Genomic DNA, 17,118 nt, shown 5'->3' with positions numbered 1-17,118 from the left:
GGCTGAAAATGACCCAAAGAATGCATCCCCCTGTAGGAGCTGCAGAAGGCTGCGATCTTTTGACTTTGATTTCCAAGATCAAAAGATCGCAGCCTTCGGCAGCTCCTACAGGGGTTATGCGAGCAACTGGCGGATGGCGAGCAGCAGGAGGAAATGCGCGGGGTAGAGGGCGTAAGCCCAGCGGCGCATTGGCGGTGGCCGGAGATGTCGCCCATGTCGCAACAGAAACACTCCGAGCATTGGCGCGAACAGACAGGTGGCGATGCCAAAAATGGCGACGCTATTACCGAAGATTGCCGACTCATACAGCACCTGCCACTGATTGGCGGCGAGACAAATCAATCCCGACAGCGCGCTGAAATACCACGGGCGGCGAAACACCAGCAGCATCGCCAACGGCAGCAATACCCCGAAGAAGCCGAACATCAGTCGCTCCGGGAACACAACGGCCAGCGCCAGTGCGGCGACACCCAACAATCGCGCCATGATCGAGGGGTCCTGCCACGCACGCGCCACGAGCAACCCCAGCGCCAGCGTCGGCAGCACATTCAGTGTATTGGGATCGGGAATGAACAGCCGGTACGGAATCTCGCTCACCAGGCTGAACAGCAACAACCAGCCCAGATACCGCCACTCCATTCTCCGCGATCCATCGCGCGAAAGATTCGCCGCCATCGCCAGGCAAAACCACGGAAACGCCAACCGCCCCGGCACGTACAGCCAATCGGCGGAGAACCCGACATATCGCAGGTGATCGAGCAACATGCTCAGCAGCGCCAGCCACTTGAGCAGATCCAGCGCGCCGTCGCGTTTAGTCAGGTGCATAATCGGCCTGCGTCCATGTAATGTTCTGACAGCGACATCCCGTGTGCTCCCCGGAAGATCTTCGGTAAAGTGCGCACCATCATTGACCACGAGCCTTCACAAGAGTCTCGACCACGGAAGCCGGCCATGACCGACAAGAGCCAACAATTCGCCAGCGACAACTACTCCGGTATCTGCCCTGAAGCCTGGGCTGCGATGGAGCAGGCCAACCACGGCCACCAGCGCGCTTATGGCGACGATGAATGGACTGCACGCGCGTCCGACCATTTCCGCAAACTGTTCGAAACCGACTGCGAAGTGTTCTTCGCCTTCAACGGCACCGCCGCCAACTCGCTGGCCCTGTCGTCGCTGTGCCAGAGTTACCACAGCGTGATCTGCTCGGAAACCGCTCACGTCGAAACCGACGAATGCGGCGCTCCGGAATTCTTCTCCAACGGCTCGAAACTGCTGATCGCCGGCACTGAAAACGGCAAGATCACCCCGCAGTCGATCCGCGAAGTCGCGCTCAAGCGCCAAGACATCCACTACCCGAAACCGCGCGTGGTCACCCTGACCCAAGCCACTGAAGTCGGCAGCGTCTACACCCCGGAAGAAGTCCGCGCCATCAGCGCCACTTGCAAGGAACTGGGCCTGCACCTGCACATGGACGGCGCACGTTTTTCCAACGCCTGCGCGTTCTTAGGCTGCTCGCCAGCAGACCTGACCTGGAAGGCCGGTGTCGATGTGCTGTGCTTCGGCGGCACGAAAAACGGCATGGCCGTGGGTGAGGCGATTCTGTTCTTCAACCACAAACTGGCGGAAGATTTCGATTACCGTTGCAAACAGGCCGGTCAGTTGGCGTCGAAAATGCGCTTCCTCTCGGCACCGTGGGTCGGCATTCTCGAAACCGACGCCTGGCTGAAATACGCGCGCCACGCCAACCACTGCGCGCAATTACTCGCGGAACTGGTTAGCGACATTCCCGGCGTCGAACTGATGTTCCCGGTGCAGGCCAACGGCGTGTTCCTGCAACTGTCGGAACCGGCCATCGCCGCCCTGACCGCGAAGAACTGGCGTTTCTACACCTTCATCGGCAAGGGCGGCGCACGCTTCATGTGCTCGTGGGACACCGAAGAAGAACGCGTCCGCGAACTGGCCCGCGACATCCGCGAAGTCATGTCCGCCTGACCTGACTCCTGCGCACTGATCGTTCCCACGCTCCGCGTGGGAATGCCTCCCGGGACGCTCCGCGTTCCAGCCCCACATGCTAAACACGGCTATGACGCGGAGCGTCAGTGGCTGCATTACCACGCAGAGCGTGGGAACGATCTTCGGCCGAGAATGACTTTTCCCAACGGCACTTCAGACTTCTCTGCTAGCGCGATCACTTCGTCCGCCTCACCCTGATCGTTCCCACGCTCTGCGTGGTAACGCCTCCCGGGACGCTCCGCGTTCCAGCCCCACATGCTAAACACCGCTATGACGCTGAACGTCAGTGGCTGCATTCCCACGCGGAGCGTGGGAACGATCTTCGGTCGGGAATGACTTTTCCCACCGGCACTTCAGACTTCTCTGCTAGCGCGATCACTTCGCCCGCCTCACCCTGATCGTTCCCACGCTCCGCGTGGTAACGCCTCCCGGGACGCTCCGCGTTCCAGCCCCACATGCTAAACACCGCTATGACGCGGAGCGTCAGTGGCTGCATTCCCACGCAGAGCGTGGGAACGATCTTCGGCCGGGAATGACTTTTCCCACCGGCACTTCAGACTTCTCTGCTAGCGCGATCACTTCGCCCGCCTCACCCTGATCGTTCCCACGCTCCGCGTGGTAACGCCTCCCGGGACGCTCCGCGTTCCATTCCCGTCACACCGCAAGATTCAAGGAAGAATCCCATGGGCCGCAGCCGCTACACCATTACTGAAACCGACAAACCGCATTTCCTGACTTGCACGATCATGGGATGGTTACCGCTGTTCATCCGCCCCTACATCGTCGACCACCTGCTCAACTGCTGGCGATATCAACAGACCCACCATGACTTGAAGCTGTACGGCTACGTGATTCTGGAAAACCATCTTCAATTCGTCGCTCAGGCGCCCAACCTGAGTAAATGCCTCAGCCAATTCAAATCTTTCACCGCGCGTCAAATCATCGATGATCTGCAAAGCAAAGGTGCCGACAAAGCTCTGCAACGCCTGCGCTTTAGCAAACGCGCGCATAAGCAGGATCGGGTTTACCAGTTGTGGCAGGAAGGCTCCCACGCAGAGATGGTTTATAGCGAATCGGTGATGCGTCAGAAGCTTGAATACATCCACAACAATCCAGTGAAACGCGGGTATGTGGACTTGCCGGAGCATTGGCGTTATTCGAGTGCCAGGGACTACGCGGGAATGCCGGGGCTAATTGAGGTTCAGTACTGGTATTGAATGGGACGCAGAGCGTCCCGGGCTGCATTCCCACGCAGAGCGTAGGAACGAGCAAATTGAGTCCGCCTGACCTTGATCGTTCCCACGCGGAGCGTGGGAACGATCAAAATTGCGTTGCCTCTTGGTCTACATTGTCTGTCGAGCCCTCCGCTCACATAACAATAAGCAGGAGCATCGGCATGTCGTTACAAGGCAAAACCCTGTTCATCACCGGCGCCAGCCGTGGCATTGGCCGTGAGATTGCGCTACGTGCCGCGAGGGACGGGGCCAATATCGTGATTGCGGCGAAGAGCGCCGAACCCCACGCCAAATTGCCCGGCACCATCCACAGCGTCGCCGCCGAAGTCCAGGCGGCGGGTGGCAAGGCGTTGGCGTTGCAGGTGGATGTGCGTGATGAGGACGGCGTGCGCCGGGCATTGGCCCAGGCCAACGAACATTTCGGCGCGATCGATGCGCTGGTGAACAACGCCGGGGCGATCAAGTTGACCGGTGTGCAACACGTCGAACTGAAACGTTTCGACCTGATGCACCAGATCAACACCCGCGCAGTGCTGCTGTGCAGCCAGGCCGCCCTGCCCTATCTGAAAAAATCCGCCGGGCACATTCTCAACCTGTCGCCACCGCTGAATCTGGCGAGCAAGTGGTTTGCACAGTTCAGCCCTTACACCGTGACCAAGTACGGCATGAGCATGCTGACGCTGGGGATGAGTGAGGAGTTTGCCGGTTACGGCATCAGCGTCAATTCCCTGTGGCCGCAGACGATGATTGCTACAGCGGCGATCGAGTTTCAGTTGGGAAATCGGGAGTCGTTCAAGCAGGCGCGAACGCCAACGATCATGGCGGATGCAGCGCATGTGATTCTGGATAGCCGCGAACGGCAGATCACCGGGCGGCTATTGATTGATGAAGAAATTTTGCGCGAGCACGGCATGACCGAGTTCAATCACTACCGGTTTGAACCGGACAGCACCGCAACCCTGATGCCGGACCTGTTCATCGACTGAACAAAACCCATGTAGGAGCTGCCGAAGGCTGCGATCTTTTGATCTTCAAAAACAAGATCAAAAGATCGCAGCCTTCGGCAGCTCCTACATAGGGATCCCGTTAGAAATCGATACGGACGTCACCTTTAGGCACACTGCAGCACGACAGGATGAACCCCTCGGCCTCGTCGTCCTCGGTAATCCCGCCGTTGTGCTCCATCTCCACTTCGCCGCCCAGCTTGAGCACCTTGCACGTCCCGCAAATCCCCATGCCGCAGGCTTTCGGGATCATCAGGCCAAGCTTGGCCGCCGCCGCATGCACAGTCTCACCCGGGGCCACCCGAATGCTCTTGCCGGACGAGGTGAACTCGACCTGATGCAGATCCGCCGCATCGATCTCCGGCGCATCCGCTGCCTGTTCGGCTTGCTCCACCGCATCGGCACGCGCTTCTGGTGGCGTCGCACCGAAGGATTCTTCGTGATAACGCGACATGTCGTAACCAGCCACTTCCAGCAGGCGCTTGACCGCGTTCATGTACGGCGTCGGGCCGCAGCAGAATACTTCGCGCTCAAGGAAGTCCGGCACCATCAGTTCCAGCATCTTGTGGTTCAGGTAACCGCGATAACCGGCCCATGGCTCACCCAAGCCATGCTTCTCGCAGATCAGGTGCAGGCTGAAGTTGTCGATCCGCGACGCCATGTGCTCCAGCTCGCGGTGGTAAATGATGTCTTTCGGCGAGCGTGCGCTGTGGATAAAGGTCATGTCGACGTTGGCGTTGGTGTCGTAAAACCAGCGCGCCATCGACATGCACGGCGTGATACCTACGCCGCCGCTCAGGTAGAGGACTTTCGGGCTCGGGAAGTCGATGGCGTTGAACAGCCCGACCGGCCCGTGCACCGCCAACTCCTGCCCTTCATGCAGTGTGTCGTGCAACCAGTTCGAGACCTTGCCCCCCGGCACCCGTTTGATCGTCACCGAAAAGCTGTACGGCACCGATGGCGAACTGGAAATGGTGTACGAACGCATGATCGGCTGGCCTTCGATTTCCAGCTCCAGGGTCACGAACTGCCCGGGTTTGAAGAAGAACAGGATCGGCTGGTCGGCCATAAAGCAGAAGGTGCGCACGTCCCAGGTTTCCTGGATGACTTTGACGCAACGGACGATGTGTCGGCCATTGGCCCAGGTCTGGGTGGTGACCGGATTCAGGAAGCTGTTGGACATGCTGTTCTCCACGGCCGACTGTCGGCCTCATGTCGGCGATTCTGCGTATAGCGCGAACCGCCCGTTTACCTATCCGCGACATCGGCATACTTATCGCGACCAGCCCCCAACCACCGGGGGTTGCGCGTCGGGAACAGATTGCACCATGTCGCCCATGGATAAGGTTCCGCCCCGCGCCGGCCCCACACTCGCCCCAACACCAAGACAGCTTCTTTACACCTTGCGTAGCAACCGTTAGCAGCACACCTGATCAGCCACTTTTCGCCGGCCACGCAGATGGCCATGAGGATCACATCGATGGACGTCACCGCAAAAATCAGCCTGGGCGATCCGCTGGAACCCGCACGCAAGGCCACCGCACAAATGCTCCAGGAGCGCGAGCGGACGTTTTCGCTGCCACAACCGTTTTACAGCGATGAACGACTCTTCGATATCGACATGCAGGAGATCTTCCAGAAAGAGTGGTTGATCGCCGGCATGACCTGCGAGATCCCGGCGAAAGGCAACTACCTGACCCTGCAGATCGGCAAGAACCCGATCATCGTCATTCGTGGCGCCGAGGGTGTGGTTCATGCCTTCCACAACGTCTGCCGCCACCGTGGCTCGCGCCTGTGCACCAGCGAAAAGGGCAAAGTCGCCAAACTGGTCTGCCACTACCACCAGTGGACGTACGAGCTGGACGGACGCCTGCTGTTCGCCGGCACCGAAATGGGCGCCGACTTCGACATGAAGCAGTACGGCCTCAAACCAGTGAACGTGAAGACCGCCGGCGGCTACATCTTTATCAGCCTGGCGGAGAATCCACCGGCCATTGATGACTTCCTGTCGACGCTGAACCATTACATGGAACCGTACGACATGGAGAACACCAAGGTGGCGATCACCACCACCTTGATGGAAAAGGCCAACTGGAAACTGGTGCTGGAAAACAACCGCGAGTGCTACCACTGCAACGCGTCGCACCCGGAACTGCTGAAAACCCTGCTGGAATGGGACGACGTCACCGATCCGCGCGCCGATCAGGCGTTCAAGGATCACGTCGCCGCCTCCGCCGCGGCCTGGGAGGCCGAGAAGATTCCTTATGCCCACGCCAGTTTCGGCCTGCGCAACCGCATCGTGCGCATGCCGTTGCTCAAGGGCACCGTGTCGATGACCCTCGACGGCAAACAGGGTTGCGCGAAACTGATGGGCCGGATCAAGAACCCGGACCTCGGTTCGATGCGCATCCTGCACCTGCCGCACTCGTGGAACCACTGCATGGGCGACCACATCATCGTCTTCACGGTGTGGCCGATCAGCGCGCAGGAAACCATGGTCACCACCAAGTGGATCGTGCACAAGGACGCGGTCGAGGGCGTGGATTACGACGTCGAGCGCATGCGTCAGGTGTGGGATGCGACCAATGATCAGGATCGGCGTCTGGCTGAGGAGAACCAGCGCGGGATCAACTCGACGGCGTATCAGCCTGGGCCTTATTCGAAGACCTATGAGTTTGGTGTGGTCAACTTCGTGGATTGGTACAGCGAGCGCTTGCTGAACAACCTTGGGGCTGAGCCTGCGCCTTACCTCAAAGGCGTCCCGGTTCAGGGCTGAGCAAGATCAAAAGATCGCAGCCTTCGGCAGCTCCTACAGGTGGAATGCGTTCCCCTGTAGGAGCAAGGCTTGCCCGCGAAGGCGTCCTCACATTCACCCTTTCCTCCAAATCCTGATTGCACAATTTCTGATCAACCACCCCGCACCCCATACCCACCAAGCCCCCCAGCCTTCCGCAAACAAGTTATCCACACACCCACCCACAGCAAATGGGGACAACTGTGGATGACTCGGAAAATATCCCACTGATTTGCAAAGAAAAACCGTGACTTATCCAGAAGTACCGTTTTGAAAACACATTGATCGCTTTTTGATCAACAGCCTGCAAGCCACGCCGTTCGTGCCATACAGCGGATGGCAAACACCTTATCCACAGAAGCACCAACAGAGATCGGGGGTAACTTTGCGCCTGCTGTGGAAAAGCCCTGAAGACTGCGAAATATCAGGCTCTACGGGCAATTCATCGGGTTAAAAGCGCAAATTGATCAGTTATTGATCAACCCTCTGAAAGCCACGTTTTATATAGCTCTCATGGGTTAGCGAACATCTTATCCACAGAAGCGCCAACAGAGATCGAGGGTAACTTACGCAGTTAACCCGCAGAAAAATCCCGTAAAAACCGTAAGTTAGGTTGGTTGTTTTTTGATCTGCGGCCTGCAAGCCACGGCGGACATGGCTTGCAGCGAAGGGCGAACACGTTATCCACAGACTGACCAACAGGGATTGTGTGTAAACCCTCGTCAGTGGATAACCGAGTTCATGCTCGGTGCATCAGATAGGCCTCGCCCGTCACCCGGATCATCGGATGCGGAACCACTTGGCAGGTTTTGACGATGCCGAAGCCATGGCGCTCATAGAATCGCCGTGCACCGGAGTTGGCCGCGTAGTCGATCAGGCTCAGGCCTTTGAGCGCCAGTTGCTCAGCACGCGCCTGGGCATGCTGGAGGAACTGCACGCCCAAGCCCAGATTGCGCCAGCCCTCATGCAGCGCCAGGCTGGAGATGTACAACGAATCCGGCACTTCCATATCGGCATACGGTGCCAGCACCGGATCGGTGGGCGGCGTTGGCTCGGGATCTTCGCGCATGGCGTAGCTGTGCATCATGCCAACAACCTGACCTGCAGCCTCGGCGATCAGGCAGTTCTGCCAAGAGAAATCCACGTCGTCGCGGGCATAGCGCCGCTCACCGACATCAAGCAATGCCTCACCCGGCTCCGCCAATTGGCTCCAGATATAATCCGAGGCCCCCTCCGAAGAGATCTGAAACAAACGCGCAATGTCGCGCGCATCCGTGCGCAGTGCAGGTCGAAACTCAACGGTCATTCACATTATTCCTATGGCAAACCCACCAACCTATAGGAGCTGACGAGTGCAACGAGGCTGCGATCTTTTGATCTTGGTATTTGAAAACAAGATCAAAAGATCGCAGCCTCGTTGCACTCGTCAGCTCCTACAGAGATTTGGGGGGTGTCGGGTGTCAGCGGACGACGCCTTCTTCGATCAGCAGTTTGAGGATGGCTTCGGCGCCGGCTTGTGGGGTGACGCCTTTGAGCACTTGCCCACCGCCGCCAGTGGCTTTGGCGGTCGCGGCTTTCATGCGGTCGGCGCCGCTTTTGGCTTTGATCACTTTCAGGCGTTTAGGCCTTGGTTTGGCCGGTTGCAGGGTGGCTACAGACAGGAGTTCATCGTCAACAACCTCGACGTCGTCAGCCTCCAATACCCCACGCCGCGCCGGGCCGTAAGCACTCTGCCGAGGTTTCGGCGCAGCGTTATCCACAGTCGCCAGAAAGGGCAGCTTCACCTTCAACCGTCGCCGCTGACCACGCGGCAAGGCTTGCAGCACCAGCGCCGAGCCGTCGCTGATCGACTCGACCTGCGCCAGCCCAACCACCAGCGGCCAGCCCAGCCCTTCGGCCAACAGGAACGGCAACATCCCCGAACCTTCACCGGTTTCCGCCTGGCTGCCGGTCAGCACCACTTGCGCACCGGCATCACGCAGATACGCGGTCAACGCTGGCAAGGCATCGGCGCCAGCGGGCTGCTCCAGCACATGCATCTGCTCCAGGCCCATGCCCAGATAGGCGCGCAGTGCCGGTTCCGCCACGTCGCCGGCGTGCAGCACTTGCAGGTTATCCCCAGCCAGTTGCAGGCCCAACTCCACGGCGCGCGCGTCCTGGTCGGCGCGACGCGGGCGACCGGAAGTCGGGTGGGCGCCGATTGAAACCAGACTGATAACTTTCGTGTTCATCGCGTTTCCTTAGGCCGCATCGCGCTTGGATTCATTGCGGTAAGCCGAAACGGCTTCGATCAACGCTTGCAGAATCGCCGCGCTCTCGCCGATCACCGAGAGATCGGCACGCTTGATCATGTCGCAACCCGGATCGAGATTGATCGCCACCACCTTGTCGCAGGCGCCAATACCTTGCAGATGCTGGATCGCCCCGGAGATACCCACAGCCACATAGACCCGCGCGGTGACCCAGGTGCCCGACGCGCCGACCTGACGATCACGCGCCATGAAGCCATCGTCCACCGCGACCCGCGAGGCGCCTTCGGTAGCACCGAGCGCCGCCGCCGTTGCGTGGAACAGCTGCCAGTCCTTGACGCCGTTGCCGCCGGAGAAAATGAATTCGGCTTCGGCCATCGGAATCGCCGCCGGATCTACTGCTACGGCACCGAGATCTTCGATTCGCGACAGGCTGCGCGCGACGCTTGTGGATAACTCCACCGGCAAGGCTTCATGACGGGTTTCGCTGACCGGCTCGGCGCATTCGGCGGCAGCCAGAATCAACCGCGCAACCGGCCGGGCAAGGTCTTGCAGCCCAGCGCCAGCGCGGCCGATGCACTCTTGATCCTTGACCTGCCAGACCCGTGTGGCCGGGCGCTCGCCGAGTGCCGCCGCAAAGCGTCGACCGAGTTCGCCGCCACCGCTGCGACTGTCTGGCAATAGCCAGTGGCGCGGATTGAACTGGTTATCCACAGCGCGCAGACCCTGTACCCGTTGCTCCGGTGCATAACCGCTGAATTCTTCACCTTCAAGCACCAGCAAGCGATCCACCCCGGCAGTGGCGAAAGCATTTTCCTTGTGCTCGCCAAAGACCACCGCCAATACGGCGCCGTCCTGGCCAGCGAGTTGATGGGCAAGGCCGAGCAAGTCACGGTCGTGGCTGCTCAAGCGGCCACCGACCATGTCCGGCACCACGTTGATATAGAACGCCGGGGCCGGCACTTGATGCAGCGGCAATTGCACTTCAACAGTCGCCGAACGTTTGACCGCACCGCCCTGTTGCGCGCCACTGCGATCGATACGTTTGATGCCATTGGGGCCGATAAAACCGATGCCGTGCAGATTCTTGCGGATGACGCCATTCGGCCCCATCCAGCTGTGTTGCGCCGGTTGCATCGCCGCGTGCAGCGGGTGCAGGCGGTTACGCGCAATCCATTCAGCGCGCGGGTCGCGGCGGATAATGTCGCTCATCAGTGGGCCTCCGCAGGTTCACGTTTGGCCGGGGTCGCAGGCTTGCTCGGCGCGGCGTCTTCAAGCAGCGCGTCGGCGACCAGTTCGGCAATGTCCTTGATCAGCGGACGCGGTTCGACCACGCCTTCGAGCATCGCCGTGCACTGTGGACAACCCACGGCTACCAGTTCGGCGCCGGTCTCGCGGATGTCTTCCATGCGCATGTCGGGAATCCGCTGCTTGCCCGGAATGTCAGTGATCGGCGCCCCGCCGCCACCGCCGCAGCAGCGCGAACGGAAGCCGGAACGTTGCATCTCTTTGACTTCGATGCCGAGCGCACGCAGCACTTCACGCGGCGCTTCGTACTCGCCGTTGTAGCGGCCGAGATAGCACGGATCGTGATAGGTCACGCTGTTGCCTTTGTGCTGGCCAAGATTCAGCGCGCCGGCCTGAATGATTTCCGCCATGTAGGTGCTGTGGTGCTGCACCAGGTAGTTGCCGTCGAACGCGCCGTACTCGTTTTTCAGCACATGAAAGCTGTGCGGATCGCAGGTGACGATGCGGTTGAAGCTGTATTTGCCCAGGGTCTGGATGTTGCGTTTGGCGAGCAACTGGAAGGTTGCTTCGTCGCCCAAACGGCGCGCTACGTCGCCGCTGTCACGCTCTTCAAGACCAAGCACGGCGAAGTCGATTTTCGCCGCTTTCAGCACTTTGACGAAGGCGCGCAGGGTGCGCTGGTTGCGCATGTCGAACGCACCGTCGCCGACCCAGAACAGCACGTCGGTGGATTTCTTTTCGCTGAGCAGATTGAGGTTCAAGTCCGCCGCCCAGTCCATTCGCCCGCCCGGGGCGAAACCGCCGGGGTTGTCGGTGGCGATGAGGTTTTCGAGGACTTCGGCGCCCTTGTTCGGGGTCGCGCCTCTTTCCAGGGTCAGGTGACGGCGCATGTCGACGATGGCATCGACGTGCTCGATCATCATCGGGCATTCCTCGACGCAGGCGCGGCAGGTGGTGCACGACCACAGGGTTTCGGCGTCGACCAGACCGTTGACGATCGGTTGATGCGGATTACCGCTGTGTTCGCCAATGGGTTTGCCGGGATACGGGCTGCCGGCGAATTTTGCATCGGTGCCGCCCGCGAGGCCGACGACCATGTCCTGAATCAGCTTTTTCGGGTTCAGTGGCTGGCCAGCGGCGAACGCCGGGCACGCGGCTTCACACTTGCCGCACTGCACGCAGGCGTCAAAACCGAGCAACTGGTTCCAGGTGAAATCCTTGGGTTTTTCCACCCCCAGTGGTGCGTTCGGATCGTTCAGATCCAGCGGCTTCAAACCGGTGGAACGACCGCCGCCAAAGCGTTCAGCGCGACGGTGCCAAGCCAAATGCAACGCACCGGCGAAGGCGTGTTTCATCGGCCCGCCCCAGGTCATGCCGAAGAACAGTTCCGACACGCCCCACAGCACGCCGATCCCGAGGATGCCCGCGAGCACCCAGCCACCGAAGTTCTCCGGCAGTATTCCAGCCACCGGCAATGTCAGCAGAAAGAACGACGCCGAGAACGCCAACAGGCTTTTCGGCAGGCGCATCCACGGGCCTTTCGACAGCCGCGCCGGGGGGTTGCGCCGACGCAGATAAACGAAGATCGCGCCGACGAACATCACCGCCGTCATCAGCAGCAAGGCGTAACCGAGAATGCGGTTATGCAGGCCGAAACCGTGCACCAGCAGCGCCAGCACAATCGACGCCACCGCACCGCCGGCCGTGGCCACGTGGGTGTTGGCGATGTATTTGTCCCGCGCCACCACGTGGTGCAAATCGACCATGTAGCGCTTGGGCATGGCCAACAGGCCGCCGATCAGATCGACCTTCGAGGCCCGGCCCCGACGCCACATGGCCACCCGCCGCAACGCGCCGAGGACACCAAGGCCGATAGCTGCGAACAACAGGATTGGAAGAAGGGTGTTCAACATGGTGAAGCTCCCACCAGTACAACCTGGAGAAACACGGCGTTCAATGATCGTTCCCACGCTCTGCGTGGGGATGCATCCCGGGACGCTCCGCGTCCCAAGCGGACGCAGAGCGTCCATTGCGGCATTCCCACGCAGAGCGTGGGAACGATCGGTTCACTAGCCCTTAGAAATCCTTGCAGAGCCGCAGGGCGTCATAGATCGCGGCGTGGGTATTGCGCTGCGCCACGCAGTCGCCGATGCGGAACAGCAAGTAGCCGTCGCCCGCCTCGCTCAGCGAAGGTTGCGGCTGGATCGCGAACAACGCTTCGACGTCAATCTGACCCTTGTTGCGCGAACCCTCTTTGAGCGCGTAGTAGATTTCCTCATCCGGACGCACGCCGTTCTCCACCACCACCTGGTCGACCACCCGTTCCTCTTTGGCGCCGGTGTATTCGTTCTCCAGTACCGCGACCAGCTTGTCGCCTTCGCGGTAGACCTTTTCCAGCATCATGTCGCCGGTCATGATCACTTCTTTCGGGTACATGCTGCGGTAGTAGGTCGGGAACGACGTACCGCCGATGGCCACGCCCGGCTTGATGTCGTCGGTGACGATCTCGACCTGGCTGCCCTTGTCGGCGAGGAAGTCGGCAACCGACATGCCGGTGAACTCGCAAATGGTGTCGTAGACCAGCACGTTCTTGCCCGGCGCAACCTTACCGTCGAGCACGTCCCAGCTGCTGACCACCAGCCCTTCGGCAGCGCCCCAGTGTTCGTTCTGTTCCAGATACGGATGCCCGCCGACCGCCAGCACCACTACGTCCGGACGCAAGTCCATGATGGTGTCGGCATCAGCCGCCGTGCCCAGGCGCAGATCGACTTTCAGCCGCGCCAGCTCCAGCTGGAACCAGCGGGTGATGCCGGCGATCTGGTCGCGCTGCGGTGCTTTCGAGGCGGTGGTGATTTGCCCACCGATGAATTCTTTCTTCTCGAACAGGGTCACGTCGTGGCCACGCTCGGCGGCAACGCGTGCCGCTTCCATGCCGGCAGGGCCGGCACCGACGATCACCACTTTGCGTTTCGGCCCGGTGGATTTCTCGATGATGTGCGGCACGCCCATGTATTCACGGGAGGTCGCGGCGTTCTGGATGCACAGCACGTCCAGACCTTGGTACTGGCGGTCGATGCAATAGTTGGCGCCGACGCACTGTTTGATCTGGTCGATCTGGCCCATCTTGATCTTGGCGATCAGGTGCGGGTCAGCGATGTGCGCGCGGGTCATGCCGACCATGTCGACGTAGCCGCCTTCAAGAATCCGCGTAGCCTGGTTCGGGTCCTTGATGTTCTGTGCGTGCAGCACAGGCACCTTGACCACTTCCTTGATCCCGGCGGCCAGATGCAGGAACGGCTCCGGTGGATAACTCATGTTCGGAATCACGTTGGCCAGGGTGTTGTGCGTGTCACAACCCGAGCCGACGACGCCGATGAAGTCGAGCATGCCGGTGTCGTCGTAATACTTGGCGATCTGCTTCATGTCCTCGTGGGACAAACCGTCCGGGTGGAACTCGTCACCGCACAGACGCATGCCCACGCAAAAATCGTCACCGACCTCGGCGCGCACGGCTTTCAGCACTTCCAGACCGAACTTCATCCGGCCTTCGAAGGTGCCGCCCCATTCGTCGGTACGCTTGTTGACGCGCGGGCTCCAGAACTGGTCGATCATGTGCTGGTGCACCGCTGACAGCTCAACGCCGTCGAGACCACCGGCCTTGGCCCGGCGCGCGGCCTGGGCGTAGTTGCCGATCACCCGCCAGATTTCTTCCGGCTCGATGGTTTTGCAGGTGGCGCGGTGCACCGGCTCACGGATGCCCGACGGCGACATCAGGGTCGGCCAGTTGAAGCCGTCCCAGCGCGAGCGCCGGCCCATGTGGGTAATCTGAATCATGATCTTGGCGCCATGCTTGTGCATGGCGTCGGCCAGATTCTGGAAGTGCGGGATGATTCGGTCGGTCGACAGGTTGACCGAGCTCCACCACTCCTGCGGGCTGTCGATGGCGACCACGGAGGAGCCGCCACAGATCGCCAGGCCGATGCCGCCCTTGGCTTTCTCTTCGTAATACTTGACGTAGCGGTCGGTGGTCATGCCACCGTCAGTCGCGTAGACCTCGGCGTGCGCGGTGCTGAGCACGCGGTTGCGGATGGTCAGTTTGCCGATCTGGATCGGCTGGAACATTGCTTCGAAAGCCATGGCGGGTTCCTCGACTTACAACGGCTTGACGGTGAACAGGCCGTCGTCGTGGCCTTCTTCGGAGCCACCGTAGACTTGCTCGGCAACCGTGCGAATCTTGCTGCCGCGCGCCTCAAGAATCTGGTCCATGGCACCGGCAAACCAACCGGTGAACATGTAGTCGACCTTGCGCCCAACCTTGCCGTACACATAGACGAACGCCGAGTGTTCGAGCTTGACGCTGGCGGTGCCTTTGTCGAGGTCGATGTCCTGGATCTTGAACAGGCCCCAGCCGCGTTGCGACAGGCGCTTCATGTAGTGCTCGAACACCGCGACGCCTTCCAGGCCGTGGCATTCGGCTTCTTTTTCGCACCAGTGCCAAGCAGATTTGTAGCCGGCCTTGTAGAGGATTTCTGCGTAGGCCTCAGCGCCCAAAACCTCTTCGATGCCCATGTGGTTGTTGACGAAGAAGTGACGCGGCACGTAGAGCATCGGCAGGGCGTCGGAGGTCCAGACACCGGTCTCGCTGTCGACTTCGATTGGCAATTGCGGGGCGATCTTGGCCATGGAAACTTAACTCCAGAAAAAATAGTGGATTCAGTGGTGACCGCTGCCCTCACCCCGGCCCTCTCACACAGGAGAGGGGGCAGTTCTGCGGCGGTCTTGAGTCAGCGTTACTCGCCCCAGACGTCCTTGAGGACGTTGACCCAGTTCTCGCCCATGATCTTGCGCACCACGCGCTCGGGATGGCCGCGCTTGAGCAGGGTTTCGGTCAGGTTCGGGAACTCGCCGACGGTGCGGATGCCCAGCGGGTTGATGATCTTGCCGAAGCTGGTCAGACGACGGGCGTAGCCCTTGTCGTGGGTCAGGTATTCGAAGAAGTCCTGGCCGTGGCCCTGGGTGAAGTCGGTGCCGATGCCGATGGCGTCTTCGCCGACGATGTTCATCACGTATTCGATCGCTTCGGCGTAGTCGTCGATGGTCGAATCGATGCCCTTGGCGAGGAACGGCGCGAACATGGTCACGCCGACAAAACCGCCGTGGTCGGCAATGAACTTCAGTTCTTCATCGGACTTGTTGCGCGGGTGCTCTTTGAGACCCGACGGCAGGCAGTGGGAATAGCACACCGGTTTTTTCGATTCGAGGATGACCTCTTCAGAAGTCTTGGAACCGACGTGAGACAGGTCGCACATGACGCCGACGCGGTTCATCTCGGCGACGATCTCGCGACCGAAACCCGAGAGGCCACCGTCACGCTCGTAGCAACCGGTGCCGACTAGATTCTGGGTGTTGTAGCACATCTGCACGATGCCGACGCCGAGCTGCTTGAACACCTCGACATAGCCGATCTGGTCTTCAAAGGCGTGGGCATTCTGGAAGCCGAAGAGGATGCCGGTTTTGCCCTGCTCCTTGGCTTTGCGGATGTCGGCGGTGGTGCGCACCGGCATCACCAGGTCGCTGTTGTCGCGGATCAGCTTCTGGCTGGCAGCGATGTTGTTCACGGTCGCCTGAAAGCCTTCCCACACCGACACCGTGCAGTTGGCCGCCGTCAGACCGCCCTTGCGCATGTCTTCAAACAGCTCGCGGTTCCATTTGGCGATGATCAGACCGTCGATAACGATGCTGTCGGCGTGTAATTCGGCTGGGCTCATCAGGCGTCCCCTTATTGGCGATTCATGCGCCGAATCGTCTGCCGGCGCTTTGGGGCCAGCATATGCCTCGGTGCCGGGGCGACCGGGTGCAAAAACGACAGGGGAATTGCCGAAAGCGTCAATCCGCGACAAAGGGTCGCCAGACGCTCCGATCAGCTACCTGTTCAAGCCCGCAAGCTTGAGCCAGAATCTCCGGCATCTTGGAAACACCACTGGATTAGAGCGGCGACAACAATGAAATCGATCTTCCTGGCTTTGGCACTGATTGCGACCGGCGTACACGCCGCCGAAGAATCCGACAACAACCCCTGCGACGCCGTCGAAAACGACGTCCAGACCCTGGAATGCTCGACCTACAGCCGCACGACCGCCGAAGACCTGCTCAAGGACAACTACGCCAGCCTGACCGAACGCATGCAGACCGCGTACGGCAAAAACGCCACGCAACTGGCGGATATCACCGCCAAACTCAAAACCGCACAGCAGCAGTGGCTGAAGACGCGGGATGCCGATTGCGCGGTGGAGGCGTTCCCGGCGACGGCGGGGAGCAAGGCGTTTACGATTGCGCAGAATGACTGCGTGGCGCGGATGAGTGATGAGCGGTCGGAGTTTTTGGAGTCGATTGGGCAGGAATAGTCTTAAGTACTCCGATGAAAGCGGGACTCGCTCTCTGCTTTCATCGCGTCAATCTCCTCTTCTTACAATAGATACCGTGCCTGCCTACACGTATTGCGTGAATGCCTTTATCTGAGGGGTTCTCACGCAATACGCTGACATCCGTTTCCAGTTGGCCAACCGAAAAATATA

14 protein-coding genes are annotated in these 17,118 nt (G+C 60.2%); 5 read left to right on the top strand and 9 right to left on the bottom strand.

Translation table 11 applies throughout. The features are described 5' to 3' along the window. Nucleotides 1-114: 114 nt before the first annotated feature. Nucleotides 115-825, bottom strand: coding sequence for a TraX family protein (locus ACZZ0B_RS28910; protein ID WP_463546816.1), 711 nt, complete (start codon nt 823-825; stop codon nt 115-117). A 126-nt stretch (nt 826-951) separates the two neighbouring features. Between ACZZ0B_RS28910 and ACZZ0B_RS28905 the strand changes: the two genes are divergently transcribed. From ACZZ0B_RS28905 to ACZZ0B_RS28895, 3 genes are all read left to right on the top strand, one after another. Further along, nucleotides 952-1,992, top strand: coding sequence for a threonine aldolase family protein (locus ACZZ0B_RS28905; protein ID WP_064119210.1), 1,041 nt, complete (start codon nt 952-954; stop codon nt 1,990-1,992). Nucleotides 1,993-2,696: 704 nt separating this feature from the next. Continuing rightward, the gene (locus tag ACZZ0B_RS28900) at nt 2,697-3,230 is read left to right on the top strand and encodes an REP-associated tyrosine transposase (RefSeq protein ID WP_463546815.1); all 534 of its coding nucleotides are present in this window, start codon (nt 2,697-2,699) and stop codon (nt 3,228-3,230) included. Between the two features lie 179 nt (nt 3,231-3,409). Then, nucleotides 3,410-4,234 (top strand): SDR family oxidoreductase, encoded by an 825-nt coding sequence (locus ACZZ0B_RS28895; protein ID WP_463546814.1) that lies wholly within the window; start codon nt 3,410-3,412, stop codon nt 4,232-4,234. Between the two features lie 100 nt (nt 4,235-4,334). On the opposite strand, the gene gbcB is transcribed toward ACZZ0B_RS28895, so the two are convergent. Beyond that, on the bottom strand, nt 4,335-5,435 hold the full coding sequence (gene gbcB, locus ACZZ0B_RS28890; RefSeq protein ID WP_007911227.1) for a glycine-betaine demethylase subunit GbcB: 1,101 nt from the start codon (nt 5,433-5,435) through the stop codon (nt 4,335-4,337). 297 nt (nt 5,436-5,732) lie between these two features. Here gbcB and gbcA point away from each other — a divergent pair, with 297 nt between their 5' ends. Next, the gene (gbcA, locus tag ACZZ0B_RS28885; protein WP_008083155.1) at nt 5,733-7,028 is read left to right on the top strand and encodes a glycine-betaine demethylase subunit GbcA; all 1,296 of its coding nucleotides are present in this window, start codon (nt 5,733-5,735) and stop codon (nt 7,026-7,028) included. Between the two features lie 757 nt (nt 7,029-7,785). On the opposite strand, the gene ACZZ0B_RS28880 is transcribed toward gbcA, so the two are convergent. The 7 genes from ACZZ0B_RS28880 to ACZZ0B_RS28850 form a co-directional block, all read right to left on the bottom strand. After that, a complete protein-coding gene (locus ACZZ0B_RS28880) occupies nt 7,786-8,352 on the bottom strand; it encodes an N-acetyltransferase family protein (protein WP_463546813.1) in 567 nt (188 codons plus the stop codon). Nucleotides 8,353-8,506: 154 nt separating this feature from the next. After that, entirely contained in the window at nt 8,507-9,277 is a 771-nt protein-coding gene (gene etfB / locus ACZZ0B_RS28875; RefSeq protein WP_463546812.1) for an electron transfer flavoprotein subunit beta, read from the bottom strand. 9 nt (nt 9,278-9,286) lie between these two features. Beyond that, complete coding sequence (gene etfA, locus ACZZ0B_RS28870; protein WP_440095878.1) at nt 9,287-10,507, bottom strand: electron transfer flavoprotein subunit alpha; 1,221 nt, start codon at nt 10,505-10,507, stop codon at nt 9,287-9,289. Continuing rightward, complete coding sequence (gene dgcB, locus ACZZ0B_RS28865; RefSeq protein ID WP_463546811.1) at nt 10,507-12,456, bottom strand: dimethylglycine demethylation protein DgcB; 1,950 nt, start codon at nt 12,454-12,456, stop codon at nt 10,507-10,509. The genes etfA and dgcB overlap by 1 nt, the downstream gene beginning before the upstream one ends. Nucleotides 12,457-12,619: 163 nt before the next feature. Beyond that, nucleotides 12,620-14,680 carry a dimethylglycine demethylation protein DgcA gene (gene dgcA / locus ACZZ0B_RS28860; protein WP_016983627.1) on the bottom strand — a complete coding sequence of 687 codons (2,061 nt, stop codon included), beginning with the start codon at nt 14,678-14,680 and terminating at the stop codon, nt 12,620-12,622. Between the two features lie 15 nt (nt 14,681-14,695). Beyond that, on the bottom strand, nt 14,696-15,226 hold the full coding sequence (locus ACZZ0B_RS28855) for a DUF5943 domain-containing protein (RefSeq protein WP_008083165.1): 531 nt from the start codon (nt 15,224-15,226) through the stop codon (nt 14,696-14,698). A 107-nt stretch (nt 15,227-15,333) separates the two neighbouring features. Continuing rightward, nucleotides 15,334-16,311, bottom strand: a complete 978-nt coding sequence (locus tag ACZZ0B_RS28850; protein ID WP_008083166.1) for a dipeptidase — start codon at nt 16,309-16,311, stop codon at nt 15,334-15,336. Between the two features lie 234 nt (nt 16,312-16,545). Here ACZZ0B_RS28850 and ACZZ0B_RS28845 point away from each other — a divergent pair, with 234 nt between their 5' ends. Then, nucleotides 16,546-16,947 carry a lysozyme inhibitor LprI family protein gene (locus tag ACZZ0B_RS28845; protein ID WP_008083168.1) on the top strand — a complete coding sequence of 134 codons (402 nt, stop codon included), beginning with the start codon at nt 16,546-16,548 and terminating at the stop codon, nt 16,945-16,947. Nucleotides 16,948-17,118 lie beyond the last annotated feature (171 nt).

It is taken from the genome of Pseudomonas sp. AC247, from assembly GCF_979258015.1.
The sequence above is the reverse complement of the archived record's forward strand: the minus strand, read 5'-3'. Positions and strand labels throughout refer to the sequence as shown.